24 protein-coding genes are annotated in these 26,438 nt (G+C 74.2%); 18 read left to right on the forward strand and 6 right to left on the reverse strand.

Annotated features, from left to right (window positions below; genetic code table 11):
- On the reverse strand, positions 1–1,596 hold a 1,596-nt coding region (locus AB0F62_RS38240; protein ID WP_361810353.1), incomplete at its 3' end, for an FAD-dependent monooxygenase.
- 140 nt (positions 1,597–1,736) lie between these two features.
- Between AB0F62_RS38240 and AB0F62_RS38245 the strand changes: the two genes are divergently transcribed.
- From AB0F62_RS38245 to AB0F62_RS38290, 10 genes are all read left to right on the forward strand, one after another.
- On the forward strand, positions 1,737–2,843 hold the full coding sequence (locus AB0F62_RS38245; protein ID WP_361810355.1) for a SchA/CurD-like domain-containing protein: 1,107 nt from the start codon (positions 1,737–1,739) through the stop codon (positions 2,841–2,843).
- An 81-nt stretch (positions 2,844–2,924) separates the two neighbouring features.
- Positions 2,925–3,362: a cupin domain-containing protein gene (locus AB0F62_RS38250; RefSeq protein ID WP_361810357.1), complete on the forward strand. Its 438-nt coding sequence runs from the start codon at positions 2,925–2,927 to the stop codon at positions 3,360–3,362.
- A complete protein-coding gene (locus tag AB0F62_RS38255; protein ID WP_361810359.1) occupies positions 3,359–4,627 on the forward strand; it encodes a beta-ketoacyl-[acyl-carrier-protein] synthase family protein in 1,269 nt (422 codons plus the stop codon). The genes AB0F62_RS38250 and AB0F62_RS38255 overlap by 4 nt, the downstream gene beginning before the upstream one ends.
- A complete protein-coding gene (locus AB0F62_RS38260; RefSeq protein ID WP_361810361.1) occupies positions 4,624–5,844 on the forward strand; it encodes a ketosynthase chain-length factor in 1,221 nt (406 codons plus the stop codon). Before AB0F62_RS38255 ends, AB0F62_RS38260 begins: the two co-directional genes overlap by 4 nt.
- A 28-nt stretch (positions 5,845–5,872) precedes the next feature.
- Positions 5,873–6,130 carry an acyl carrier protein gene (locus AB0F62_RS38265; protein ID WP_361810363.1) on the forward strand — a complete coding sequence of 86 codons (258 nt, stop codon included), beginning with the start codon at positions 5,873–5,875 and terminating at the stop codon, positions 6,128–6,130.
- 2 nt (positions 6,131–6,132) lie between these two features.
- Complete coding sequence (locus AB0F62_RS38270) at positions 6,133–6,594, forward strand: SRPBCC family protein (protein ID WP_361810365.1); 462 nt, start codon at positions 6,133–6,135, stop codon at positions 6,592–6,594.
- A complete protein-coding gene (locus AB0F62_RS38275) occupies positions 6,591–6,923 on the forward strand; it encodes a TcmI family type II polyketide cyclase (RefSeq protein WP_361810367.1) in 333 nt (110 codons plus the stop codon). Before AB0F62_RS38270 ends, AB0F62_RS38275 begins: the two co-directional genes overlap by 4 nt.
- A gap of 1 nt (position 6,924) precedes the next feature.
- On the forward strand, positions 6,925–8,670 hold the full coding sequence (locus tag AB0F62_RS38280) for an acetyl-CoA carboxylase carboxyltransferase subunit alpha/beta (RefSeq protein ID WP_361810369.1): 1,746 nt from the start codon (positions 6,925–6,927) through the stop codon (positions 8,668–8,670).
- Positions 8,667–9,308: a biotin/lipoyl-containing protein gene (locus tag AB0F62_RS38285; protein ID WP_361810371.1), complete on the forward strand. Its 642-nt coding sequence runs from the start codon at positions 8,667–8,669 to the stop codon at positions 9,306–9,308. Before AB0F62_RS38280 ends, AB0F62_RS38285 begins: the two co-directional genes overlap by 4 nt.
- A 6-nt stretch (positions 9,309–9,314) precedes the next feature.
- Entirely contained in the window at positions 9,315–10,661 is a 1,347-nt protein-coding gene (locus AB0F62_RS38290) for an acetyl-CoA carboxylase biotin carboxylase subunit (protein ID WP_361810373.1), read from the forward strand.
- Positions 10,662–10,665: 4 nt separating this feature from the next.
- On the opposite strand, the gene AB0F62_RS38295 is transcribed toward AB0F62_RS38290, so the two are convergent.
- From AB0F62_RS38295 to AB0F62_RS38305, 3 genes are all read right to left on the reverse strand, one after another.
- Entirely contained in the window at positions 10,666–11,667 is a 1,002-nt protein-coding gene (locus AB0F62_RS38295) for a methyltransferase (protein ID WP_361810399.1), read from the reverse strand.
- Positions 11,668–11,735: 68 nt separating this feature from the next.
- Positions 11,736–12,812, reverse strand: coding sequence for a right-handed parallel beta-helix repeat-containing protein (locus tag AB0F62_RS38300; RefSeq protein ID WP_361810375.1), 1,077 nt, complete (start codon positions 12,810–12,812; stop codon positions 11,736–11,738).
- A gap of 91 nt (positions 12,813–12,903) precedes the next feature.
- Positions 12,904–13,992, reverse strand: a complete 1,089-nt coding sequence (locus AB0F62_RS38305; protein ID WP_361810377.1) for a hypothetical protein — start codon at positions 13,990–13,992, stop codon at positions 12,904–12,906.
- Positions 13,993–14,229: 237 nt separating this feature from the next.
- Here AB0F62_RS38305 and AB0F62_RS38310 point away from each other — a divergent pair, with 237 nt between their 5' ends.
- Positions 14,230–14,787 carry a sigma-70 family RNA polymerase sigma factor gene (locus AB0F62_RS38310; RefSeq protein WP_361810379.1) on the forward strand — a complete coding sequence of 186 codons (558 nt, stop codon included), beginning with the start codon at positions 14,230–14,232 and terminating at the stop codon, positions 14,785–14,787.
- Positions 14,784–15,485, forward strand: a complete 702-nt coding sequence (locus tag AB0F62_RS38315) for a zf-HC2 domain-containing protein (RefSeq protein ID WP_361810381.1) — start codon at positions 14,784–14,786, stop codon at positions 15,483–15,485. Before AB0F62_RS38310 ends, AB0F62_RS38315 begins: the two co-directional genes overlap by 4 nt.
- 393 nt (positions 15,486–15,878) lie before the next feature.
- Here the strand turns inward: AB0F62_RS38315 and AB0F62_RS38320 are convergent, their stop codons facing one another.
- Together AB0F62_RS38320 and AB0F62_RS38325 are read right to left on the reverse strand one after the other, a co-directional pair.
- Positions 15,879–16,502 carry an NAD(P)H-dependent oxidoreductase gene (locus AB0F62_RS38320; protein ID WP_361810383.1) on the reverse strand — a complete coding sequence of 208 codons (624 nt, stop codon included), beginning with the start codon at positions 16,500–16,502 and terminating at the stop codon, positions 15,879–15,881.
- A 122-nt stretch (positions 16,503–16,624) separates the two neighbouring features.
- On the reverse strand, positions 16,625–17,077 hold the full coding sequence (locus tag AB0F62_RS38325) for a MarR family transcriptional regulator (RefSeq protein ID WP_361810385.1): 453 nt from the start codon (positions 17,075–17,077) through the stop codon (positions 16,625–16,627).
- Positions 17,078–17,143: 66 nt separating this feature from the next.
- Here AB0F62_RS38325 and AB0F62_RS38330 point away from each other — a divergent pair, with 66 nt between their 5' ends.
- The 6 genes from AB0F62_RS38330 (at position 17,144) to AB0F62_RS38355 (ending at position 26,345) form a co-directional block, all read left to right on the forward strand.
- Positions 17,144–18,232 carry an ABC transporter permease gene (locus AB0F62_RS38330; protein WP_361810387.1) on the forward strand — a complete coding sequence of 363 codons (1,089 nt, stop codon included), beginning with the start codon at positions 17,144–17,146 and terminating at the stop codon, positions 18,230–18,232.
- 335 nt (positions 18,233–18,567) lie between these two features.
- Positions 18,568–19,671 carry a maleylacetate reductase gene (locus AB0F62_RS38335; RefSeq protein ID WP_361810389.1) on the forward strand — a complete coding sequence of 368 codons (1,104 nt, stop codon included), beginning with the start codon at positions 18,568–18,570 and terminating at the stop codon, positions 19,669–19,671.
- Positions 19,664–20,551, forward strand: coding sequence for a dioxygenase (locus tag AB0F62_RS38340; RefSeq protein WP_361810391.1), 888 nt, complete (start codon positions 19,664–19,666; stop codon positions 20,549–20,551). The genes AB0F62_RS38335 and AB0F62_RS38340 overlap by 8 nt, the downstream gene beginning before the upstream one ends.
- Positions 20,532–23,453 (forward strand): BTAD domain-containing putative transcriptional regulator, encoded by a 2,922-nt coding sequence (locus tag AB0F62_RS38345; RefSeq protein WP_361810393.1) that lies wholly within the window; start codon positions 20,532–20,534, stop codon positions 23,451–23,453. The genes AB0F62_RS38340 and AB0F62_RS38345 overlap by 20 nt, the downstream gene beginning before the upstream one ends.
- A gap of 105 nt (positions 23,454–23,558) precedes the next feature.
- Entirely contained in the window at positions 23,559–24,038 is a 480-nt protein-coding gene (locus AB0F62_RS38350; RefSeq protein WP_361810395.1) for a flavin reductase family protein, read from the forward strand.
- Between the two features lie 111 nt (positions 24,039–24,149).
- A complete protein-coding gene (locus AB0F62_RS38355; protein ID WP_361810397.1) occupies positions 24,150–26,345 on the forward strand; it encodes a LuxR C-terminal-related transcriptional regulator in 2,196 nt (731 codons plus the stop codon).
- Positions 26,346–26,438: the final 93 nt, after the last annotated feature.

The raw sequence follows: 26,438 nt of genomic DNA on the forward strand, positions 1-26,438 counted from the left end.
CCGGAATCCATCAGGGACGCCCTGGCCGACGACGAATCCCGCCTGCACACGTCCTGCGCCCAGATGAAGGTCGCCGGGGGCCTGCTGCTGGAGCGCCGCCCAGTTCGTGCCCGCCTCGGGGGTCAGGTCGGCCTGCGCGGAGTCGCCGAGCCGGTAGGCGTCCAGCGGCACTCCGAGACGCTCCGCGACCGCGAGGGCCGCGTCGTGCCAGGCGGTGCCCTCCGGTCCGTCGCCGGTGAGCAGCACCATGGAGCGCTCGTACAGGTCCAGCGTGGAACGGCGCTCCTCGTCCCGGGTGGTCACCCACACGTGCGGGGAACGGCCGCCGGGTTCGGCGACCGGCCGGAAGTCCTCGGGGACGACGGGCCGCTGGGGGTCGGCCCCCAGGAAGGCGCCCTCGGGGTAGCGGTAGCCCAGCGCGACCACCAGGACGCCCTTCTGGGGGCCGCCGCCCGCCGGCGGCGCGTAGCCGGGGTGGGCGTGCTCGGCGGACCGGGCCGAGGCCCGCTCGCTGGTGGCCACGGCGACCGGGCGGCGTTCCGCCTCGTACGTCTCCAGCAGCCCGGGCCCGGCCCAGCCGCCGGTCACCGCCGCGAGCTTCCACGCCAGGTTGTGGGCGTCCTGGATACCGGTGTTGGAGCCGAACGCGCCGGTGGGGGACATCTCGTGGCACGCGTCGCCGGCGAGCAGCACCCGACCGCGCCCATAGGAGTCCGCGACCCGTTCCGCGGCCCGCCAGGGCGCCCGGCCGGTGATCTCGATCTCCAGGTCGGGCACGCCCACCGCGGTGCGGATGTGGGCGGCGAGCCGCTGGTCGGTGAAGTCCTCCGGGGTCTCGCCGTGCTCCGGGTGCCAGGGCGCGTGGAAGACCCAGTTCTCCTGGTTGTCGACCGGCAGCAGTACGCCGTCGGCGTCCGGATTGGTCAGGTAGCACGCGATGAAGTGGCGGTCGCCGACCGCGTCGGCCAGCCGCTTGGCCCGGAAGGTCGCGCTGATGTTGGCGAAGAGGTCGCCGCGGCCGGTGTGGCCGATGCCCAGGGCGCCTCGCACCGGGCTGCGCGGACCGTCGGCGGCGACCAGGTAGTCGGCCCTGATCGTGCTGCGGTCGCCGGTCTCGCGGTCCATCAGCTCACAGGTGACGCCGTCGCCGTCCTGCGCGAACGACATCAGCTCCGTGCTGAAGCGCAGGTCGCCGCCGAGCCTGCGGGCGTAGTCCAGGAGCACCGGCTCTAGGTCGTTCTGGCTGCACAGGCACCAGCCGCTTGGGCTGATGCCGGAGAGCCGGCCGCCCGGGTCGATCTCCCGGAACAGCCACTCCGCGTTGTCGGAGGTCAGCGACTCGGCTTGCAGGATGCCGTGGTTGTCGGCGAGTACGGAGGCGGCCCGCCGGATCAGCGGCTCGGCCCCGGCCGTACGGAACAGCTCCATGGTCCGCAGGTTGTTGCCGCGGCCACGGGGGTGGATGGAGGTACCCGGGTGCTTCTCGACGAGGACGTGCCGGACGCCGAGCCGACCCAGGAAGACGGAGCTGGAGAGCCCGACGAGGGAGCCCCCCACGATGAGGACCGGAACCCGGTCTTCGGCCTGTGGAGTCATAGCTCCCTTGATCCCCGATTACCGGGGGTATTTTCGCCCGTCACCCAATTGGATCACATATCTCGCACCGGTTGGGCCACCACAGCACGATCGTTGGACGACGGACCTCGGGGGTTGCTCGCTCTCGGAAGAGGTGGAATATGCCGGCCCAGGCCGAAAAGGTCTCGCAGTCCGCGCTCGATGGCAATCGCCTGCGCGTCGTCCTCATGCTTGATGTCGAGGACGGTGCCGAGCTGCGGTTTCTTGACGCGTATGACCAGATGTGCCGCCACGTCGCTGCCGTGCCCGGACACGTCAGCGACCAGCTTTGCCAGTCGATCGAAAATCCCTCGCAATGGCTGATCACCAGTGAGTGGGAGAGTGCGCTGCACTTCCTCGCCTGGGTGGACAGCCCGACCCATCTGGAGATGGTGCAGCCGATGCACGGCTGCGTGAAGGACACCCGCTCGCTCCGCTTCGGAGTGCTGCGGGAGACCCGTACCTCCTACGAGTCCGGTCGCATGCAGACCGCGCCGAGGGTCGGGGACGGGATCATCCGCCACGCCATCACCTTCACGGTGAAGCCCGGCAGCGAACAGCAGGTGGCGGACATCCTGTCCGGCTACACCTCGCCGCAGGCCGTGGTCGACGAGAACACGCGGCTGCGCCGCACCTCGCTGTTCATGCACGGCAACCGTGTCGTGCGCGCCGTGGAGGTCGAGGGCGACCTGGCCAGGGCGCTGCGCCATGTCGCCCGCCAGCCCGAGGTGCGGGCGGTCGAGGAAGCCATCAACCCCTACCTGGAGGTGGACCGGGACCTCAACGACCCGGGTTCGGCACGGGAGTTCTTCGCCCGCGCCGCACTCCCGGCCGTGCACCACGTCGCCAAGGGCCCCGACCGGCCGGAGCACCTGAGCCGGCACGCCCTGATCTACCCGGCCAAGGCGGGCTCCGGCCAGGCCGTAGCCAAGATGCTCGCCCAGCAGGACGAGGAGGCCGCGGACGTCCCCAAGGGGCCGCTCGCGCGCAGCACCGTCTTCCTGCGCGAGAGCGAGGACATCGTGGTGCGGCTGGTCGACCTGCGGGTCCCGGTCGAGGAGGCCGCGCTCGTCGCCGTGGGCGCCGCCGGCAAGCACAAGGCCGGCGTCCTCGCCCGACTGCTCGACCTCGGCCCCGACTGGGACCTCGCGGACGAGCAGGGCCTCAAGCGGTTCCTCGTCGAATACGACATGCGCATGGTCACCGACCGCAGCGCGGCCACGTCCTGACCCGTCCGAGCCATTGGCAACCGGCAGGTACCGGCCGGTCCGGGGTGCGCCCCGGACCGGCCCCCGCCGGAGGAGGCAAGCATGGATGATCTTCTGACCAACGACCGGAACGTCCCGTTCACGCCCACCATCGTGAGCCTGGGGGACACTCCGCCCAACCGCCGTCGCGGCGGCGATCTGCGGGCGATGCTCACGCCGACCGCGTGCGGGGCCACCAGCGGCTTCATGGGCGTGGCGCTCGTGGATCCCGGTGACCGGATCGGCGAGCACTACCACCCGTACTCCGAGGAGTTCGTGTACGTGGTGTGCGGCGCGCTCGAGGTGGATCTCGACGGGGAGCCGTATGTGCTCCGCCCGGAGCAGGGCCTGATGATCCCGCCGTACGTCCGCCACCGCTTCCGCAACGTGGGGGACACCGAGGCCCGCCTGGTCTTCCACCTCGGGCCGCTCGCGCCCCGCCCGGAACTCGGGCACGTCGACACCGAGGTCACCGAGTCGAACCAGGACGCGGCGTCATGACCCGCCGGGTGGCGGTCACCGGGGCCGGTGTCGTCGCCCCCGGCGGTGTCGGGGTCCCCGCGTTCTGGGAACTGCTCACCGCCGGCCGGACGGCTACCCGCGGGATCACGCTCTTCGACCCGACGGGCTTCCGGTCCCGCATCGCCGCGGAGGTCGACTTCGACGCGGCGGCCTGCGGGCTGAGCCCGCGGGACGTGGAACGCGCCGACCGGTACGTCCAGTTCGCGCTCGTCGCGGCCGCCGAGGCGGTCCGCGACGCCGGACTGGAGCTGGACGACGAGGACCCCTGGCGGGTCGGGGTCTCCCTGGGCACCGCCGTCGGAGGCACCACCCGGCTGGAACACGACTACATACGCGTCAGCGAGCGCGGCGCCCGCTGGGACGTCGACCACCGCAAGGCGGGTCCGCATCTGCACCGGGCGTTCGCGCCCAGCGCGCTCGCCTCGGAGATAGCGGAACGGCACGGCGCCCGCGGCCCCGTGCAGACCGTCTCCACGGGCTGCACCTCCGGCCTCGACGCCGTGGGCTACGCGTTCCAGACGATCGAGGAGGGCCGTGCCGACATCATCATCGCCGGTGCGTCCGACTCCCCGATCTCCCCGATCACGGTGGCCTGCTTCGACGCCATCAAGGCGACCTCCCCCAACAACGACGACCCGGCCCACGCCTCCCGGCCCTTCGACGCCCGCCGTGACGGCTTCGTCATGGGCGAGGGCGGCGCCGTGCTCATCCTGGAGGAACTGGAGCACGCCAAGGCCCGCGGCGCCCGGATCTACTGCGAGATCGGTGGCTACGCCACCTATGGAAACGCCTACCACATGACCGGACTCACCACCGACGGACTGGAGATGTCCGAGGCCATCGACCAGGCACTGGACCACGCCAGGATCGACCCTTCCGACGTGGGCTACGTCAACGCGCACGGCTCGGGAACCAAGCAGAACGACCGCCACGAGACGGCGGCGGTCAAGCGCTCGCTGGGCGCGCACGCCTATTCCACGCCCATGAGCTCCATCAAATCCATGGTCGGGCACTCCCTGGGTGCGATCGGCGCCATCGAACTCGCCGCCTGCACCTTGGCCCTGGCGCACGGTGTGGTGCCGCCGACCGCCAACTACGAGACCCCGGACCCGGAGTGCGACCTGGACTACGTCCCGCGCACCGCCCGCGAGCTGAAGCTGCGCACCGTTCTGTCCGTCGGCAGCGGGTTCGGCGGCTTCCAGTCCGCGGTGGTCCTCAACCGACCGGAGGGGAATCAGCGATGAACACGCAAGCGGTGGTCACCGGCATCGGCGTCGTGGCGCCGAACGGCATCGGAGCCGACGCCTTCTGGAAGGCGACCAGGGAAGGTGTCGCCGTCCTCGACGCGGTCAGCCGCGAGGGCTGCCGGGACCTGCCGCTGCGCGTCGCCGGTGAGGTCCGCGGCTTCGAGGTGTCGTCGGTCGTCGAGGACCGCTACACCGTGCAGACCGACCGGTTCACCCACTTCGCGATGGCGGCCGCCGACCAGGCCCTGGCCGACTCGGGCCTGCGCTTCGACGAGGAGGCCCCCTTCGACATCGGAGTGGTGACCGCGGCCTGCTCCGGCGGCGGCGAGTTCGGCCAGCGCGAACTGCAGCACCTGTGGGGCAAGGGGCCGAGCTTCGTCGGCCCGTACCAGTCCATCGCGTGGTTCTACGCGGCGAGCACCGGCCAGATCTCCATCCGCGGCGGCTTCAAGGGTCCCTGCGGCGTGGTGGCCAGTGACGAGGCCGGCGGTCTCGACGCCATCGCCCACGCCTGCCGGAACATCACCCGCGGCACCGGCACCCGGGCCGTCGTCGTCGGTGCCGCCGAGGCGCCGCTGGCGCCGTACTCGGGCGTCTGCCAGCTCGGCTACGAAGAACTCAGCCTGGAGGAGGACCCTGACCGGGCGTACCTGCCCTTCACCTCGCGTGCCCGGGGTTTCGCCCCCGCCGAGGGCGGCGCGATGCTCGTGGTCGAGGACCCCGGGCACGCCGCCGGCCGCGGGGCCGACGTACAGGCCGTCATCGCGGGGCACGGGGCCACCTTCACCGGGGCCTCGCGCTGGGCGGAGTCACGCGAGGGCCTGGCCCACGCCATCCGCGGAGCCCTCGCGGAAGCGGCGTGCGCCCCCGGGGACATCGATGTCGTCTTCGCCGACGCGCTCGGCACCCTGGAGGCCGACCGCGCCGAGGCGCAGGCCCTTGCCGACGTGTTCGGCAAGCGCACCTCGAAGATCCCCGTGACCGCCCCCAAGACCGGCATCGGACGCGCCTACTGCGGCGCCCCGGTGCTCGATGTGGCCGCCGCCGTGTTCGCCCTGCGGCACGGAGTCGTGCCCCCCACCCCCAACATCACCGACCCCTGCCACGACCTCGACCTGGTCACCGGCCGGCCCCGGCCGGCGGATCTGCGGACCGCGCTGGTGCTCAGCCGCGGCCTCATGGGATCCAACTCGGCCCTGGTCGTCCGGGCGTAGCTCAGGCGCAGTGAAGGAGAGCTCTTCCATGAGCAAGGAACTGACCTACGGCGAACTCGCCGCCCTGATGAAGTCCAATGCCGGCATCACCGTCGAGGTCACCGCCCTGACCGGCCACCCGGAGACGCCGTTCGCCGAGTACGGCCTGGACTCGCTCGGCCTGCTCGGCATCGTCGGCGCCCTCGAGAACGACCGGGGCATCCCGATCGCCGGCGACGCCGACTCGTGCAAGACCCCCGGCGCCTTCATGGACGTCGTCAACACCTCACTCAAGGCAGGAGTCTGACCATGCCCGGCCACACCGAGAACGAGATCACCATCCCCGCCCCCCTGAACGTCGTCTGGGACGTCACCAACGACCTGGAGGGCTGGCCGGACCTGTTCAGCGAGTACGCCTCCGTGGAGATCGTCGAGCGCGAGGGCGACCGGGTCGTCTTCCGGCTCACGATGCACCCCGACGAGCACGGCCAGGTCTGGAGCTGGGTCTCGGAGCGCGTCGCCGACCGCGCCACCCGCACGGTGCGGGCGCACCGCGTGGAGACCGGCCCGTTCCAGTACATGGACATCCACTGGGAGTACGAGGAGGTCCCCGGCGGCACGCGGATGCGGTGGACCCAGGACTTCGCGATGAAGCCGGGCGCCCCCCTCGACGACGAGGCGATGACCGCCCGGATCAACGACAACTCCAAGATCCAGATGGAGCTGATCCGCGAGCGCATCGTGCAGCGCCACGGGGGCGGCGCGGCATGAAGACCTACCGCAGCCTGATCGTGGCCAGGATGAAGCCCGGCGTCGAGGAGCAGGTGGCGCAGGTCTTCACCGACTCCGACAAGGGTGAACTGCCCGGTCTGATCGGGGTCACCGGACGCAGCCTGTTCCAGTTCGGCGACGTCTACCTGCACCTGGTCGAGGCCGACCGGCCGCCCGGCCCGGAGGTCTCCAAGTACAAGGACCACCCGGCGTTCCGGGACATCAGCGACCAGCTGTCGTCCTTCATCATGGCGTACGACCCCGAGACCTGGCGCGAGCCCAAGGACGCCATGGCCCGGGAGTTCTACCGCTGGGAGCGCAGTGGCTGACATGGCCACCGCCGAGCCGGACTGGGTGCGCTGCGAGCGCTGTGCTGCGCTCGTCTACGGCAAGCGCTACGCCCGCGCGCTGCGCGTCTGCCCCGAGTGCGGCGCGCACGGCCGGCTCACCGCCCGGCAGCGGCTCGACCTGCTGCTGGACCCCGGCTCCTGCAAGCCGCTCGCCGCCGAGCGCGGCGAGCGGCCGGCGGAGCACGACCCGCTGGACTTCACCGACACCCGTCCGTACGCCGAGCGGCTGCGCGAGGCCCGGGCGGCGACCGGCCTGGACGAGGCCGTCGTCTGCGTGCGCGGCACCATCGAGGAACTCCCGGTCGTCGTCGCGGCGATGGACTTCCGCTTCCTCGGCGGCAGCCTCGGCCTGGGTGTCGGCTCGCAGATCACCCGGGCCGCCCGGGCCAGTCTGCGACGGCGCGTCCCCCTGCTGCTCGTGACCGCCTCCGGCGGCGCCCGTATGCAGGAGGGCGCGCTCTCGCTGATGCAGATGGCCAGGACCGCCCAAGCGCTGACCGAACTCGACGAAGCCGGCGTCCTGGTGGTCTCCGTGGTCACCGACCCCACCTACGGGGGCGTCGCCGCGTCCTACGCGACGCTGGCCGACGTCATCCTCGCCGAACCCGGCGCCCGGCTCGGCTTCGCGGGCCCGCGCGTCATCCAGCAGACCACCGGCGAGCGGCTTCCCGAGGGGTTCCAGACCGCGGAGTTCCTCTTCGCGCACGGCCTCATCGACGATGTCGTGCCCCGCGCCGCGCTGCGCCCCACGGTGGCCCGGCTGTTGCGGCTGCGCTCCGGCGGCGGTGCCGCGGCCGGCCGCGGTCCCGGGGTGGGGGCCGGCGCGTCGCGTCCGTCCGCCGAGCGTCCCCGGCCGGCGACCGTACCGCGCGGACCCGCCGTGCCCATCGTCCGCACGGCGGACGAACTGCCCGAGCGGGACGCCTGGGAGACGGTCCGGCTGGCCCGCCACCCGCTGCGGCCCACGGCGGCCGACTACGCCGCCCACCTGCTCCAGGACTTCCACGAACTGCACGGCGACCGGCTGGCCGCCGACTGCCCGGCCGTCATCGGCGGTCCCGGGCTGCTGCACGGCAGCCCCGTCATGCTCATCGGGCACCACAAGGGGGGCCCCGGGCTGGAGGAACGCCGGCGGCGCCACTTCGGCATGGCCACCCCGGCGGGATACCGCAAGGCCGCGCGCCTCATGCGGACCGCCGCCAAGCTGGGCATGCCGGTGGTGACCCTCATCGATACGCCGGGCGCCAACCCCGGACCGGAGGCGGAGACCGGCGGCCAGGCCCTGGCCATCGCCGAGAACCTGCGGCTGATGGCCCGGCTCCCCGTGCCGGTCGTCGCCGTGATCACGGGCGAGGGGGGCAGCGGCGGGGCACTGGCCTTCGCCGTCGCCGACCGTGTCCTGGTCAGCGCCAACGGCATCTACTCCGTGATCAGCCCCGAGGGCTGCGCCGCGATCCTGTGGAAGGACGCCGCCGCCGCCCCCGCGGCGGCGGCGGCCCTGCGGCTGCACGCCCGCGATCTGCTCCGGCTGGGCATCGTCGACGGTGTGGTCCCCGAGCCGCCCGACGGCGCCCACGGGGACCACGCCCATGCCGCCGCCCTCGTCGGCGGCGCGCTCTCGGCCGCCCTGGACGAACTGCGTCCATGGGCCCCCGACCGGTTGCTCGCCGAGCGCCGCGACCGGTTCCACCGTTTCGGCCGACTGGAGGAGGAGGCAGCACCGTGACACTCCACGGCGACGACAGGACGGCCCGCCCCCCGGGTGCGGGCAAGGCCCTCAACGGTACGGCTCCCGGCGGCGCGCAGGCCGCGCTCTCGGTGCTGGAGGCCGTGTGCCGCAGCGCCACCGAGCTGGCCCGCTCCATGCCCACCCCGCCGCGGCGGATCAGGCTGCGGCACGGGCAGACCGCGGTCGAGATCGAGTGGCCCGACCCCCAGGAGCGGTCCGCCGCGTACGCCTCCGCGGCACCGGCGGAGCCCGCCCAGGCGCCGGCGACCGGGCCCGCGCCCGCGCCCGCGACCGCGACCGGGCCCGCGCCGGCTCCGGCCGCCGCTCAGACCCCGGGCGCGTCGGAGGCGCAAGAGGCGCACAGGGCGCGTGATTCCACGCCGCTTCACTACGTGTGCGCCCCCACGGTGGGCACCTTCTACCACGCTCCCGACCCCGGCGAGCGTCCCTGCGTCTGCGTGGGCGACCTCGTCCGTCCCGGCCAGCCCGTGGGCATCCTGGAGGTCATGAAGATGATGAGCACCGTCGAGGCGGACGTGGCCGGCCGCGTCGTGGAGGTCATCGTCCCGGACGGGCAGCCCGTGGAGTTCCACCAGCGCCTGATCGCGCTGGAGCCGATACCGGCGGGAGAGTGAGGGCCCGTGTTCTCCACCGTCCTGGTCGCCAACCGTGGCGAGATCGCGCTGCGCATCGCGCGCGCCTGCCGTGAACTCGGCATCCGGACCGTCGCGGTCTACTCCACCGCCGACCGCGACTCGGCCGTCGTCCGCTTCGCCGACGAGGCCGTGCACATCGGGCCGCCCCCGGCGAGGGCGAGCTACCTCAACATCCCCGCCGTGATCGAGGCCGCCCGCCGCACCGGTGCCCAGGCCGTCCACCCCGGCTACGGCTTCCTGTCCGAGGACCCGGACTTCGCCGAGGTCTGCGAGGCGAACGGGCTCACCTTCATCGGGCCCTCGCCGGAGGTGCTCGCCCGGCTCGGCGACAAGGCGGCCTGCCGTGCGCTGATGGCCGAGGCCGGGCTGCCCGTGCTGCCGGGCAGTACGGGGCCGCTGGCCGGGGCCGCCGACGCGAAGGAGGCGGCGCAGCAGACCGGTTACCCGGTGATCCTCAAGGCCGTGGCGGGCGGTGGCGGACGCGGCATGGCCGTGGTCACCGACCCCGACCGGCTGCTCGACACCTACCGGCGGACCTCGGCGCACGCCCGCGCCGTCTTCGGCGACGACCGCCTCTACCTGGAGCGCTTCGTCGAGCGCGCCCGGCACGTGGAGGTCCAGGTGCTCTGCGACCGGCACGGCGCGGTCGTCCACCTCGGCGAGCGCGACTGCTCGGTACAGCGGCACCACCAGAAGCTCGTCGAGGAGACCCCGGCGCCCGACCTGCCCGCGCGGCTGCGCTCGGCGATGTGCGACGCGGCCGTGCGCGGCGCCCGCGCGGTCGGCTACACGGGCGTGGGCACCTTCGAGTTCGTGCTCACCCCGGAGCGGGACTTCCATCTGATGGAGGTCAACTGCCGGCTCCAGGTGGAGCACCCGGTCACCGAGATGGTCACCGGGATCGACCTGGTCCGCGAGCAGATCCTGGTCGCCGCGGGGCATCCGCTGACCCTGCGCCAGGAGGACGTCGTGCACCGCGGGGTCGCCCTCGAGTGCCGGGTCAACGCCGAGGACCCCGCGCGCGACTTCGCGCCGACCCCGGGCGCGCTCACGGAGTTCGAGGTGCCCGGCGGTCCCTTCGTACGGGTGGACACCCACGCCTTCCCCGGCTGGCGGATCGGACCCGACTACGACTCCCTGCTCGCCAAGGCCGTCGTGTGGGCGCCGGACCGGGACCGGGCGCTGGCCCGGATGGACCGTGTCCTGGAGGAACTGCGGGTGCGCGGCGAGGGCGTGTGCACCACGGCCGGCTTCCTGCGGACGGTGCTGGCCCGCCCGGAGTTCCGGGCGGGCCGGCACACCACCGGTCTGGTGGCGGAGATGACCGGCTAGCCGGTCAGCGCTTCGCGCCGATCGTGCCGTGCAGGGCGTGCAGGTAGGCGTTGACCGGGGTGACCTCGCCCACCTGGAGGCCGGCCTCGGTCATCAGCTTCACCAGGCTGTCCCGCGTGTGCTTCTGGCCGCCGACGTTCAGCAGCAGGAGCAGGTCCATGGCGGTGGTGAAGCGCATGGACGGCGTGTCGTCGACGAGGTTCTCGATGACGATCACCTTGGTGCCGGGGCCGCCCGCCGCGACGATGTTGCGCAGCGTGCGGCGCGTGCTGTCGTCGTCCCACTCCAGGATGTTCTTGATGATGTACATGTCGGCGGCCACCGGGATGTCCACCCGGCAGTCACCGGGCACCAGCCGGGCGCGCGCGGCGAGCTCGCCGCCCTCGCGCAGCCGGGGATCGGCCCCGGCCACCACCTTGGGCAGGTCCAGCAGCGTGCCCTGCAGCTCCGGGTGCCTTTCCAGCAGCGCGGCCAGGACGTGCCCCTGGCCGCCGCCGATGTCGGCGACCGAGCGGACGCCCGTCAGGTCGAGGAGCCCGGCGATGTCCTCGGCGGACTGCCGGCTGGAGGAGGTCATGGCACGGTCGAAGACCCGGGCGCTCTCGCGGGCGTCGTCGTGCAGGTACGCGAAGAACTCCTTGCCGAAGACGTCGGGGAAGACGTTGCGGCCGTTGCGCACCGCCTCGTCCAGTCGGGGCCAGACCTCCCACGTCCACGGCTCGGTGCACCACAGCGCGATGTAGTGCAGGCTGTTCGGGCTGTCCTTGCGGAGCATCCGGGACATCTCGGTGTGGGTGAAACGGCCGTCGGCCTGCTCCTCGAAGACCCCGTACGAGGCGAGGGCGAGCAGCAGCCGGCGCAGCTGACGCGGCGCCGCGCCGACCATCGCCGCCAGTTCGTCGACGGTCGACGGCTCCTTGCCGAGCGCGTCCGCCACGCCGAGCCGGGCCGCGGCCCGCACGGCGGCGGCACAGGCGGCGCCGAAGACGAGCTCGCGCAGGCGCATCGCCGGCGGCGTGGCGGCCTCGGGCGCCGCGGCCGCGGTGCCGTCCGCGGTGGTGGTTTCTGTCAAGGTCATTCCTCGCACAACCCCTTCGGTTCGGAGACGCGGCACGTGTTGTCACGGAAGACATTTCCGGTGCCCTGGTCACGGTCGGCCAGATCGGCCGGGCTGTTGCCCAGGGTCGTGTTGCCCCGGACGGTGTTGCCGGTGTTGGAGGCGCCCACCACGCTGCGGAAGAGCACGATCCCGCCGGACATCGGTGAGGTGCCGTGGTGGTCCACGACCCGGTTGCGGACCACCAGGGTCCGCTCCGCCCCCGTCAGCACGATCCCGGCGCCCTGGATGAAGGGGAGCCGGGCGCTGGGCGGGCAGTATTTGTTGTTCGCCGCAACGAGGTTGTCCGAGACGGTCAGGCCCCCGGCTCGCGGGACGCCCTCGTCGCCGACGACGAAGACACCGCCGCAGTTGGCGGTGACGTGGTTCTCGTCGACCCCCAGGTTGCGCACTCGGCGCAGGACGATCCCGATCCGGTTGCCCGTCAGGTCGTTGCCGCTGACGCGGGCGCGCCTGGTGTTCAGCGCACCGCCTTCCGCGTCCGCCGTGTTGGCCAGGAAGATGCCCGACTCCCCGTTGTGGCGCGCGTGGTTGTCGCGCAGCTGCGAACGGACCGAGTGCTGCACGCCGATGCCCTGGCGTCCGTTGGCCTCGGCGGTCACGTCGCTGATCTCCAGGCGGTCGGTCCAGGAGGCGTCGACCCCGTTCCCGGGGAAGCCGGACACCGTGAGGGAGAGCACGTGCACACCGTCCAGTGGGCTCTGCTCCGTTCCGGTGACGCAGAGTCCGTGGCCGGCCCTGGCGCAGGCGTTTCCGTCGCCTTTCGCGCCGGGGGTGATGACGGTGTCCGCGCCCTGCCCGATCAAGGTCAGCCGGGGCTTGGTCACGCTGACGCCGCCCGGGTAGGTCCCGGGGAGGATCTTGATGACGTCCCCCGGCCGGGCACGGTCCACCGCGGCCTGCACGGACTCTCCCGGACGGACGACGAGTGCGCCCGGTGCTGCCTCCGCCCGGGGAACGGCGCACAGCCCCAGCACGCTCACGGCCGCGACGAGCGCGGCCGCTGGGGCCGCTGGGGGCCGACGAAGTGTCATGACTGCCGTACCTGCTTTCCGGGCGGCCCCCGTGGCCGCCCGAAAACTGACGCTATGAGTGGTTCTGTAGTATCGCCACTCTGCCGGGGCATCAGAGGCGGCATCTGACGGACGGCCGTACGGGGACGACCACCCGGTGACCGAGCACCCCCGCGTCCACCGTTCCGTCGGCCGCCGCGTACCAGCGCCAGCGCGCGCCCGGGACATGGCCCACCGTCAGGACCGTCCAGCCGCCGCCCTTCGGGCCGGCCAGCCCCGACAGCAGCCGTGCCTCCTCGGCGTCCGGCCGGTGCAGCACCACCACCAGGCCGGCCTGGACGCCCGGCGCCGCCGGGCCGCGCAGCGCGGCGATCTGACGGATGCTCCGGACCCGGACCACGGCGGGCGGACCGGGCAGATCGCGGGCGCCGGGACCCACCGCGACCACCACGGTGCGGCCCGCCGGAGCCCCTTCCAACACCCCGTCCACCAAGGCGATCACGGTGTCCCGTGCGACGGCGGGATCCCCCAGCACGCTGAGGACGCCGCCGATCCGCGCCAGGTTCACCAGCACCTGGCCCCGGCCGACCGCGCCGAGCCGGGTGAGTTGGGGCAGCGGGCCCGCACCCGGGGCCGCCGCCTCGGCGGGTACCAGGCCGGTACGCTCCCAGCGGGTCGGGGTCAGAGCCGTCCAGGGCGCCGGGGCCGGCCCGCAGGCGGACACCGTGGCCAGTACCCGGTCGGGTTCGGCGAGCACACCCCGCACCCGCACCGGACTGCCCGGCCGTCCGGCCAGGGCCAGTTCGCGCAGGGCGTGCCGGACCAGCAGCGGCGTGCGGGTGTCGGCGGCGAGCCGGCGGCCGAGCGCCGCCCTCCTCCTCCGCCGTACCGCCGCCAGCAGCGGACGGCGGGCGGCGACGAGGGCGGCCGTCAGCACGAGGCCGGCGATCCCGGCCGCCAGGGCGCCGGACGGCAGCCGGCCGGCGCCGCCGTGCGGCTGCGCGGACGCCGTACCGCCGGCCGCCGGCGCGGACTCCCGGATCCGCGGGGGGTGTCCGGACGTGCGCCCGGGCTCCCGGCCGGTCACCGGTCCCGGTACGAGCCGCACGGGGGCGGCGGGGGAGGGGCCGCCGCCGGCGCCGGGTGAGGGGGCGACGGCGAACAGGAGGGCGGCCGCCGCCAGCAGGCGGATGGTCCTCATCGCGGGGCTGTACCGCATCGTTCCTCTCCTCCTGGGGACGGGCCGGGTACGCGGGGCGTGTGACCAGACACGGCCCGCGCCGGCCGGCGGTTCAATCCGGCCCGCGCACGGCGCGTCCCGGCCGGTCCCGGGTGCGCGGCCCGTGGTGTGAGGCGGCTCACCTGAACCCGGTCCGGACCGTGTCCGTGTCTGCCTCGAAGCACCGCGGCACGGTCGGTGAGCGGACGGAGTGGGCGGATGGCGGCAGTGCGGTCCCGCGCCCGGCACAGCCGGGGCACGAGTGACGAGGCGCTGGTGAGGGCGCTCTACGAGGAACACGGCAGAGCCCTGCTCGCGTACGCGACCCGGCTGACCGGCGACCGCGCCGCGGCCGAGGACGTCGTCCAGGAGACCCTGATCCGCGCCTGGCGGCACCCCGACGCGCTCTTGAACGGCAAGGGGTCCGTGCGCGGGTGGCTGCTCACCGTGGCCCGGAACATCGTCACCGACCGCCATCGGGCCAGGGCCGCGCGTCCCACCGAGGTGGCCGAATCGCCGGCGACCGCGCCGGTGGAACGCGACCACGCGGAGGCGGTGGTGGACGCCGTCGTCGTCATGGAGGCCATGGAGCGGCTCTCCCGCGACCACCGCGACGTGCTCTACGAGATCTACTTCCGGGGGCAGAGCGTCGCCGAGGCGGCGAAGACCCTGGGCATCCCCCCGGGCACGGTGAAGTCCCGGTCGCACTACGCCCTCAAGGCGTTGCGCGACTTCTGCCTGAACAAGCCCGTCGCGATGCGGGAGGTGGCGGCATGAGCACGCCGGAGCGGCACGAGGGTGAGGCACTGACCGCCCACGTCCTGGGCACGCTGACCGAGGAGGAGGTCCGCGCCGTGGACGAGCACGTCGGGTCCTGCGCGTCCTGCGGGGCCGAACTCGACGGGCTGCGCACCATGGCACAGGCCCTCGGCGAGGTCCCTCCGGAGGCATTCCTGGACGGGCCGCCGGAGGGAGGCGACCTGCTGCTGCAGCGGACGATGCGTCAGATGCGCGCCGAGCGCGCGGGGGAGCGGCGCCGCCGGTGGACGGCCGCCGGTGTCGCCGCGGCGGCCGTGGCGGCGACCGTCCTGTACGGGGGCGTGCTGATCGGGGAGCACCGGGGCGGCCGGGCGGACGGGCCGCCGCCCGTCGCCGCCTCGCCGTCCGGTCCGCCGAGGGTCGCCTCGGCCACCGATCCGTCCACGGGGGCCCGGCTGGCCGTGCGGCTCACCCCGGCCACCGGGTGGGTGCGGGTGAACGCCCGGGTCGGCGGCATCCCGGCGGGAGAGCACTGCCGGCTCGTGGTGGTGGCGGCCGACGGCGGCCGTCAGATCGCGGGCAGTTGGGTGGTGTCGGCCACCGGCGAGGGCGGCGGTGTCGGCCTCGACGGCTCGGCGGCGGTGGCCCCCGCCGACGTCGCCGCCGTCGTCGTGGAGAACTCGGCCGGCAGGCGCTATGTGACGGTCCGGCTCTGACCACCGGTCGGCGGCGGCGTCGGTCCTGGCGGCGTCGGACTCGGCGGCGGCGGTCGGCCGCGGGCGGGCACCGTGCCGTACGGCCGGGCCCGTTCCGCAGCCCGGGCGGTCGGGGGCCCCTCGGCGGCGGCCGGCCGTGTTCTGCGGGGCCGGAACGGCGCGAGTGCCCGAAGGCGGGGTGCGCGAGCCCACCGGCCGGTCCGAGGCGGCCCGCGACGGGCCCGGGTCCGGTCCGGCGCGGCCGCGCACTTACCGGTCCGCGTGGGCGGGCGCGGTCATCGGGGCACCACCCGCGCCGCCTTATGGCGCGGCCCCCCCGACGGACCCGCGCCGCCGTGCCCGCCGTGTTCCGCCAGGGCGCCCCCGGCCCTGGCGAACCGCACGCCGGCTCCGTCAGGCGGCGAGCGGCGCCGCGTCCACGGAGGCGGTGATGGCGGAACCGGCCCCGCGCACCGCGGAGTCGAGCTGCTCGGGGGTGTAGCCGTTGACGGCGATGATCTCCACGTCGGTGATGCCCATCCAGCCGAGGACACCGCGGATGTAGGGGGCGTGGAAGTCCATCGGCGCGAAGTCCGGGTTGCCGAAGTCGCTGCCGGAGGCCCGCAGGACGACCGCCTTCTTGCCCTTCAGCAGACCTTCCGGGCCGCTGTCGCCGAACGCGAAGGTGCGGCCCGCCATCATCACCTGGTCGATCCACGCCTTGAAGGTCGCCGGGACACCGAAGTTGTACATCGGCACGCCGAGCACCAGGACGTCGGCCTCCTCCATCTCGCGGATCAGCCGCTCGGCGGCGGCCACCGCCCCCCGGGTGCCCTCGTCCGCGGCCTCTGCGGGCCCGAAGACCCCGGTGATCCACTCGGGGGAGACGAAGGCCGGGCTGTCGGCCGCGAGGTCGCGGTAGGCGACGGTGCCCTGCGGGTTGCGGGCCTTCCAGGCGGCGACGTAGTCGGCGGAGAGCCGGCGGCTGGCGGAGCCCTCGCCGCGGGCGCTGGAGTCGATGTGCAGCAGGTGAGGCATGGGATTCCCCAGACAAGTTCTGGATCGTGTAATCCATAATCGGGACGACCGGAGCGCGATCGCGTGGTCGGTTGTCCCGCCACCGTAGGCAAGCGATAGTTGAATCGTCAACCTCTGAGAGTTCAATCACTCGTGTGGAGCGCGCGTGGATTGAGGTTCGCCAGCATCCGCTGCAAGTCCGCCCGTACGCGACCCTGTTCCTGTGGGGTGAAGGGGGCGAGCGCCTCCTCCTCGGCGGGCATGATGGCCCGCTCGGCGCGCGCCGCCAGCTCCTCGCCCTCCGGCGTGACGCTGATCTCGATGATCCGGCCGTGCGTCGGGTGCGCCCGCCGCTCGACCAGTCCGCGGTCGGCCAGCCCCTGGACGGCCGTGCCCATGGACTGGGCGGTCACTCCGCAGCGGCGGGCCAGCTCCGCGCTCGAGGTGGCCCCGTCCAGGGTGAGTCGCATCAAGGCGCTGAACTGCGCCTGGGTCAGGCGCAGCGGGCGCAGCGTGTGCTCGATGCGGAGCGAGTACGCCAGCGAGAGCTGCCAGATCAGGTAGCCGATGCGCTCGCTCGGGTCGCCCAGGGGCATGCCGGGCACCTTCCTTTTGTCTGTTAACTTATATAAGTCAGCTTACATTCTGGGAGGAGTTTCCCCGTGGCCGACACCGTGCTCATCACCGACGCGCACCCGCCGTCGGAACCGCCTCCGGCACGCCACCGGCACCGGCACGTTCCCGGACCGCAGACCGACGCTCCGCCCGCCCGGCCGGGACTGACCGGGCCGCGCGCCGTGATCACCCCGGTGATCACGGTGCTCACCGTAGGGCTTGCCTTCGTCTCCGTCTTCCTCGCCGCCTTCCATACCCCGCAGGCGCACCGGCTGCCCGTCGCGGTCGTCGCCTCGGACCACTCCGCGGCGCTGTTCGACGTCCGGCTCCAGCGCATCGCGCCCGAGGCCTTCCAGGTCGACCGGTACCCCGACGCGGCCTCGGCCCGCCATGCCGTCGAACACCGGCAGGCCTACGCGGCCTACCTCTCCGACGGCGGCAAGCCCAAGGTCGTCTACGCCGGCGCGAACGGCCCCGCGGTGTCCGCCCTGGTCACCCCGCTCGCCGCCGTCCCGCACGGGGAGGGGCACAAGATCCCGGTGGTCGACATCCTCCCGTTGGCCCCCGGCGACAGCAGAGGCCTGTCGGTCTTCTACGCCTCCTTCGGCCTCATCCTGGCCGGCTTCCTCTTCGGTCAGATGACCTACCAGGTCGCGCCACGTCTCTCGTTCGGCCAGCGCATCCTGAGCCTCGGCCTCTTCGCCGTCGTCGGCGGCCTGGCCACCTCGCTCATCGCCTGTACGGCCTTCGAGGCGATACCCGGCTCCTTCCTCGGGATCTTCGGCGTCGTCACCCTCATGGCCGGCGCGGTCGGCGCCGCCACCGTGGCGCTCATCCGCTTCTTCGGCCCGATCGGCGTACCCATCAGTTCGATCTTCATGCTCATCATGGGGAACGCCACCAGCGGCGGCGTCCTGCCGCCGTCCTTCCTGCCCGGCTGGCTCCAGCCCCTGGCCTCGGTCATGCCGGCCGGTGTCGCCGTCCGCGCCATGGACGGACTCGCCTACTTCCAACACGACGGCCTCACCCGCGGGGTCGTCATCCTCTGCTGCTGGATCGCGGCGTGCGTGGGCACGATCTTCCTGCTCGACCGCATCGCGGCGACCTCGGGGGTCGTGCACGTGGCCACCCGCTGAGCGGCGCCGGTCCGGCCGGCCCGCGGCCGGGCCGGCCGGAATCCCCTCCGGGGCATATACGGAGAACCCCGCGAACGGCCGTGAACGCCCGCGAACGACGTCCGGGGGATTTCGCGGGCGCATGATGTCGGGAATGCATTCTCACCCCGTCCGCCGTCGTGCGCATCGCCAGGATGAGGGATGTCGGAAGCGCCCCTGACCTGCCCGTTCCAAGGCCCGTCACGTGAACGCGGTATTCGGGTCCGTCGGTGTGCCATCACGCGAAGGATTCATTGACGCGTCATCTCGCGGGCGGTGAGACTCCTGTTCCCGTAAAGAATTTGCGAGGAACAACCATGAAGTCGTTCGTGCATCGGGGACACGTCACGAAGGTGGTCTTCGGCAGCGGAGCGCGAAGAGGGGTCGCCGACGAGGTCAGGGCCCTCGGCCGCGGCCGGGCGCTGGTGCTGTGCACGCCCGGCCAGACCGGCCAGGCCCGCGAGACGGCGGAACTCCTCGGACCGCTCGCCGCCGGGATCTTCGACCAGGCGGCCATGCACACCCCCGTCGCCGTCACCGAGAAGGCGGTCGACGCCGTACGGGCGGCCGGGGCCGACTGCCTCGTCGCGGTGGGCGGCGGGTCGGCCATCGGCCTCGGCAAGGCCCTCGCACTGCGCACCGGACTGCCGCAGATCGCGCTGCCCACCACCTACGCCGGTTCCGAGATGACGCCGATCCTGGGCGAGACCCGGGACGGCGCGAAGACCACCCGGCGGCTGCCCGATGTACTGCTCGGGACCGTCGTCTACGACGTCGACCTCACCCTCACGCTCCCGCCCCACGTCGCGGCGGTGAGCGGGCTCAACGCCATGGCGCACGCCGTCGAGGCGCTGTACGCCCAGGACCGGGACCCGCTCGCCTTCCTCATGGCTGGAGAGGCCCTGGACGCCCTCGCCGCCGCGCTGCCCGCGGTCCTGAGCGATCCCGCCGACCCCGAGGCGCGCGAGACGGCCCTCTACGGCGCCTGGCTGGCCGGCACCTGCCTCGGCACCGTCGGCATGGCACTGCACCACAAGATCTGCCACGTCCTGGGCGGCACCTTCGACCTGCCCCACGCCGAGACCCACGCCGTCGTCCTGCCCCACGCCATCGCGTACAACGCCCCGGCCGCCGCCCCTGCCATGGACAGGATCGGCCGGGCCCTGCCCGGCTCCGACCCCGCCGCCGCGGTCTTCGCGTTCGCGGGCCGGCTCGGCGCCCCCCGCGCGCTGAAGGACCTCGGCATGCCCGAGCGGGGCATCGGGGAGGCCGCCGACCTGATCGTCCGCGACGGCTACTGGAACCCGCGGCCGGTGCACCGGGACGCCGTACGCGACCTCCTCGAACGGGCCTGGGCGGGCGAACCGCCCCGGGCCACCCCCTCCCACCCCGACGACCCGACAGGAGCCCGCCATGCGTGACCTCACCGACGGCACGATCACCGAGGCAGTCGTGTCCACGGTCCGGGACGCGAAGGACCCCCGCCTCGGCGCGATCCTCGAGGCGCTGGTCCGGCACGTCCACGACTTCGTGCGCGAGACCGGCCTCACCGAGGAGGAATGGGCGCGCGGCGTGGACTTCCTCACCCGGACCGGCCAGCAGTGCACGCCCACGCGACAGGAGTTCATCCTGCTCTCCGACGTGCTGGGGGTGACGATGCTGGTCGACGCGCTCGGCAACCGGCGCGCCGCCGGATCGACGCAGAACAGCGTCCTCGGACCCTTCTTCCGGGACGACCGCCCCGCACTGCCGGACGGCGCCGACATCTCCGAGGGACTCCCGGGCACGCCCCTGTTCTTCGAGGGACTGGTGACCGACGTCCACGGGAAGCCGGTCGCGGACGCTCAGGTCGACGTCTGGCACAGCGACGCCGACGGCCACTACGACGTCGACGTCCCCGGCCTCGCCGACCCCGCCATGCGGGCCCTGCTGCGCACAGGCGGCGACGGCGGCTTCCGCTTCCGTTCCATCCGACCCGCCGCGTACCCCATCCCCGACGACGGCCCCGTGGGCGAGCTGATGCGGGCCACCGGCCGGTCCGTCATGCGGCCCGCGCACCTGCACCTGCGGATCACCGCACCGGGCTTCCAGCGCGTGACCACCATGCTCTTCCCCTCCGACGACGCGTACCTCGACCGGGACCCGGTCTTCGGTGTCAAGCAGTCGCTCGTCGCCGACTACTCGGGCCACCCGGCCGGCACCGGGCCGTACGGCACCGCGACCGACGAGCCGTACACCCTGCTGCGGCACACCTTCGTGCTCGAGCCGGGACGGTCGGCTCATGACCCGCTCCGCTCCTGACGAGCGGCACCGCGGCCTGCCCGGGCTCCCGGCGCGGGTCGTCCCCAGGCCGCGGGTGACACGCCGTGTCCTGCAGGCGCTCGCCGGGCACCCCGTGCTCGTCGTCGCCGCCAGGGCCGGCTCGGGCAAGACCACCGCCGTGCTCCAGGCGGCACGGGCCCTGCCCGGCCCGGTCGGCTGGATCACGGCCGCCGGGCTCCCCGCGGGCGACGCCACCGGCGAACGGTTCCGCGACCGCCTGGCGGCCGCCCTGCCGGCGGCCGGCGCGGGGACCCCCGTCCTCGTCGTCGACGGGCTGGAACACCTCACGGGCCGCCCCGCCGCCGAAGAGGCGCTCACCGCGCTCGTCGCGGAACCTCCCCGGAACCTGCGGCTGGTGCTCGTCTCCCGGCCCGGACCGCCGCAGCGCGTCGGCGGTCTGGGCGACCTCCACCGCGTCGCCCTCCTCGGCGACGCCGACCTCGCCTTCGACGTCGCCGAGGCCGCGCGCGCCCTGCGCCCCGGCGGACGCGACGCGGAGGCGCGGTTCCGGGTGGCGGCCACCGGGGGCTGGGCCACCGGCGTCCTCCACGACTGGTGGACCACCGACCCCGCCGGCCCCTCCGGCGGGCTCGACCTCCTCGCCGCCGACCTGCTCCGGCAGCTCACCGACGCCGAGGAGGAACTGCTCCTCGCCACGAGCCTGCTGGCGGAGGTGACCGCCGACGCCGCGAACGCCCTCGGGCTGTCCTCACCGGACCGGGTCCTGGCCTCCCTGCGCGGGCGCGGCCTGCCGCTGGACTGGTCCCCCGACGGGGACCGCATGGTGGCGCTGCCGTACTTCCGCCGGTACCTGCGGCAGCGCGCCGACGCCATGGAGCCCGGCGCCTTGCGCGAACTGCGCCGCCGCCACGCCGCGTTGCTGGAGGCGGCCGGCCGCCACGAGGAGGCCGTCACGGAACTGCTGATGGCAGGGGAGACGGCCGCAGCCCGGAGCGCCGCCGAGAGCGTCCTGCCCGGCATCCTCGACCGGCTCGACCTCGCCACGGCGGAGAACTGGCTCGACCGGATGCGGCCGGTGCCCGGGCCGCCCGCGCCGGGACTGGTCTCCGCGGCCCTGCGTGTCGCGTTCGGCCGCGAACAGTGCTGGCGTGGGCTGCGACTGGCCGACCACCACGGGCGCGCGTGGTGGTGCCGGCTGCCCGAACAGCCCGGTGGCACCGAGGACCTGGCCCTGCTGGTGTGGTGCTTCTGGCACGCCGGCCGGACAGAAGAGGCCGGGCAGATGCTGCGCACCATGCCACCCGGCCGCCACCGCGACATCGCCGCCGCGCTCATGGCCCTGGCCGACGGCGGCCCCCTCGCCCCGCTGCCGGCCCCGAGGCCGGACGCCGCGGGCCCGGCGGAGGTGATGCTGATGCGCGTCGCCTACATGGCGGGGAGGCTCGCGGAACTGCAGGACGACCCCGCACCCCGCGGTGCCTGGCGCCGCGCGACCGGCGCGCCCTGGACGGTCGCGGCGCTCCGCGCCACGGGCCGCATCTCCCAGGCGGGGGAGGTGTACGCGTCGCTCGGCGACGGGCCCCGGCCGGTCTGGCTCACGGCCGTCGACGACGTCGAGCTGATGGCCGACCTCGGGCGGCGTGAGGAGGCCTGGAACGCGCTGGCCGCCGGGCGCGAGGCGATCGCGGCGACCGGATCGCAGGTCTACGAGATCCTCAGCCTGCTGCTGGAGGCCAAACTGGCGCTGCGCCTCGACCGCGACCTGCCGCGGGCCGCGCGGGCGCTCACCGACGCCGCCCGGCGCGGCAGCGCCCGGTACGCCTTCACCAGGGAACTGGCCGGCACCTGGCGCGGCCTGCAACTCCTGCTGGCGGACCGGGACGCCGAGGCATCCGGCCAACTCGCCGTCGTGGTCGCGGCCATGGCCGCGGGCGACCGGCTGCTCGAACTGCCCACCGCCGCCGTCTACCTGAGCGAGGCGATGTGGCGGGTCGGGGACCCGGACGCCGCCGACGCCGCCGCCGACCTCGCCCTGGACGTCGCGGACGCCCAGGGCGGCCGGCACCTGCTGCTGCAGGCCCTGGACGACATGCCGGCGGTCGCCGCGCGCCGGGCCGACGCCGAGCCCTCGCACTCCTCGCCCTGGCACGAGCTGGTGGCGGTGCTCTCCTCCGGGCGGGCCGTCAGCGCGGTCGGCTCACCCCGGCTGACGCTGGAGGAGTTCGGCTCCGTACGGCTGGCGGCCGACGGGCGACAGGCGCACCCCCGGCTGGTGAAGAGCACCGAGCTGCTGGCCTTCCTGCTGTCCAGGGCCGGGACCACCGCCCGGCGCCCGACCCTGCTGGCGACCCTGTTCCCCGGCCGGAGCGACGCCGCCGGCCGCAGCTACCTGCGGCAGGCCGTGTACCGGCTGCGGGAGGTGCTCCCCGAGGGCGTGGAACTCCTCCAGGAGGGCGACGTCTACCGGCTCGCCCCCGCCGGGGCCGCCGCGGCCTCCTCCGGGACCTTCCAGCGGCTGCTGGCCGAGGCGGGCAGGCAGGACGGCGAGCACCGGCTCCACACCCTGCTGCAGGCGCTGCGGACCGCCGGGCGCGGACCGTACTTCGAGGGCGTCTCCACCCCGTGGCTGGACGCCCGGCGGGAGGAACTCGGCGGGGCCCTCACCCAGGCACAGGTGGACGCCGCCGCCGTGGCCCTGCGCCTGGGCCGGATCCGGGAGACCCGGGAGCTGGCCGGGGCCGCGCTGGAACGCGACCCCTACCGCGAACAGGCCTGGCGGCTGGCGCTGGCCGGAGCCGAGGCGGCCGGGGACGACGACGAACTCCTGGAGCTGTACCGGGGCTACCTGCGGGCCATGGCCGACCTCGGCATCCGGCCGTCGGCGGAGATGAGACGCCTGGTCGAACGGCTGCGCAGATGACCGGTGAACCGTCGCCCTCCGGGCGGTTTCCCCGGCATTAACAGGCCGCGGCGCACAGTGTCCCTCGGCCACCAGGGCTCAGCTCTCCCTTCTCGGAGGTCCCCCATGACTGACACCCTCGACACGACCCTCGCGTTCCGGGCCACGATGGGCCGCCTCGCCACCGGGGTCAGCGTCATCACCACACGCACCGGCAGCACGCCCATCGGCATGACGGCCAGCGCGGTGTCCGCCCTGTCGCTCGACCCGCTGCAACTCCTCGTCTGCGTCGGCAACCACCTGTTCACCCGCACCGCGATCGCCGAGCACGGACGCTTCGCCGTCAACGTCCTCGGCGAGGAGGGCGAACACCTGGCCCGCTCCTTCGCCGCACCGGTGCCCGACCGGTTCGCCGGGGTGGACATCGACGAGGACCACGGCGTACCCGTGCTCAGGGACGCCATCGCCACGGTCGTCTGCGACGTCTCGGAGGCGCTGCCCGGGGGCGACCACACCATCTTCGTCGGCGACGCACGGCACTTCACGCACAAGACGGCGGGCCGTCCGCTCGTCTACTTCGCGGGCGGATTCGGCTGTATGAGGTAGCCGACCGCTCCGGGCGCACCCTCGCGCCCCCACATTCCCCCCGGTGTCCGGTGTTACGTCGTGCCCGCCGGGCACCGGGGGCCCCATCCGCACGGCCCGACGGGAGGCGACATGACGACCGTTCCCGAGCACAAGCTCCATCCGCCCGCACGCCCGCGGCGGTTCGTGCCGCGCCCCCGGCTGCTGCGCCGGCTGGACTCCTTCGCCGAACCCGTGGTCGTCGTCTCGGCGCCGCCGGGAGCGGGGAAGAGCGTGCTGCTCGCTGAGTGGGCACGCGCCCTGGAGGGCCGGGGCCGGCACGTCGCGTGGTTGGGCCTCGACGCGTACGACAACACCCCGGCGCGGCTGTGGAGCGGGATCCTGCGGGCGCTGCGGCCGTTCCGGCCGGAGCTGCCCACACCCCCGCCCCCCGGGGCCTGGACGCGGGACGTCTGGGTCGAGGACCTGCTGCCGCGGACGCTGGCCGGGCTGGCGGGCGGACCGCCGCTCACCCTCGTCCTGGACGGGGTGGACCGGATCACCGACGCCGCCGCCCTCCGCAGCCTGGCGGACCTGCTGACTGCGCTTCCCGACGGCGTCCGGGTCGTGCCGGCCACCCGGCATGTGCCCGGGGCGCCGGTGCCGGCGCTGCGCGCGCGGGGCCTGGCAGGCGAACTCGGGGCGGGGGAGCTGCGCTTCACCTCCGACGAGGCCGCCGCGCTGCTCGCGGGCGGGACCGCCGGTCCGGTGGACGAGGAGACGCTGCGCGGACTGCTCGACCTCACCGAGGGATGGGCGGCGGGCCTGTGCGTCCTGGGTTGCGCGACCTCCCCCGCCGGGAGCCCGGACGCGGCCGGCCGCGCCGTCGGCGACTACCTCGCGGGCGAGGTCCTGGACCGGCTCACCACCGAGCAGCGGTCGTTCCTGCTGCGCACCAGCGTGCTTGACGAACTGCGCCCGGAGGCCTGCCGGGCCGTGGCGGGCACCGACCGCGCGGGCGTGCTGCTCCGCGATCTGGCCCGTACCGTGCAGTTCCTCGTGCCCTCCGGCAGTCGGCCGGGGGCGTACCGGCACCACCGCGCGCTGCGCGCCCTGCTGGCCGAGGTCCTGGCGACCGAGCGGCCGGGCGGGGCGGCCGCGCTGCACCGGGCGGCCGCGGACTGGTACCGCGGGCAGGGCGAGACGACCGCCGCCGTACGGCACTTCGTACGGTCCGGCGACACCTCCGGGGCGGTCGGGACCGTCCTGGACGCCTGGGAGGAGACGATCGCGGCGGGCCGGGCGCCGGAGGTCGCGGGATGGCTCGGACTGCTGCCGCCCCGCGTGGTCCGCGCGGACGCCCGGATGTGCGTCGTCGCCGCGATGACCGAGCTGTCGCGGGGCGACGCCGAGGCGGCCGCGCGCTGGCTGGAGGCGGCGGAGGCCCGGCCGTCCGGCGCGGGCACCGTGGGGGAGGGGAGCACCGTGGCCGAGGCGGCGGCCGTCGTCCACGCGCTCGTGTGCTGTCTGCGGGGCGGCACGGACTCCGCCCCGCTCGGCGGCGCCGACGCCCCGCGCCCCGCGCCGCTGACCCCGTGGCGGGCGCTGGCCCGCGTCGCCCGCGGAACCGCGCTGCTGTGGCAGGGGCGCTGGGAGGAGGCGGACGCCCGCCTGGCCGAGGCGGCCCATGAGGCACACGGCGCCCGGCACGTGCTCGTCCTCGTCCGCGCGCTGGGTTCCCGTGCCCTGTGCGCGTATCTCGGCGGAGACCGCGGGCGGGCCCGCGCGTACGCCGACGAGGCGCTGCGCGTGGCCCGTACGGAAGGACTGACCGGCCACTTCGTCACCGCGTCCGCCCACCTGTGCGACACGGGCCTGCTGCTGGAGGACGCCGCCGCCGAGGCCGGCGAGGCGTTCGCCCGTGCCGAGCGGGCGATGGCGGCCTCCGCCCGCGCCGGCGAGCCGCATCTGCGGTCCCTGGCACGGGTCCTGGGGACGGCCCTGCGGGGACCCGACCGGGGTGGTGCCCTCCCCGTGGAAGGGACCGACGGCATTCCGGAGCCGCTGGGCGGACTGCTCGCGCGGCTGCGCGCGCTCCCGCCCGCCCTGCCCGCCCCGGCCGTTCCCCGGCCCGCTCCCCCGGGGGCCGCGCGGACCCGGGAGCTGTCAGCCGGGGAACGCCGCATCCTGCGCGCGCTGTGCGGTCCGCTGACGCTGCGGGAGATCGCGGCCGAGCTCCACGTCTCCCGCAACACGGTGAAGACCCAGGTCAGGGCGGTCTTCCAGAAGCTCGACGCGCACAGCCGCAGCGGCGCGGTGGCCCGGGCCCGGGAGTGCGGCGTCCTTTAGAGTGCCCGGCAATAGGCGTTACTTGAGCCTCTTGGTGGTGGGGCGGCTGTCCCAACGGTAGAGCGGGGTGGCGCGGCGGATGAGCATCCGGAG

Origin of the sequence: Streptomyces sp. NPDC026673 (assembly GCF_040638135.1) — a bacterium.
Classification (GTDB): domain Bacteria; phylum Actinomycetota; class Actinomycetes; order Streptomycetales; family Streptomycetaceae; genus Actinacidiphila.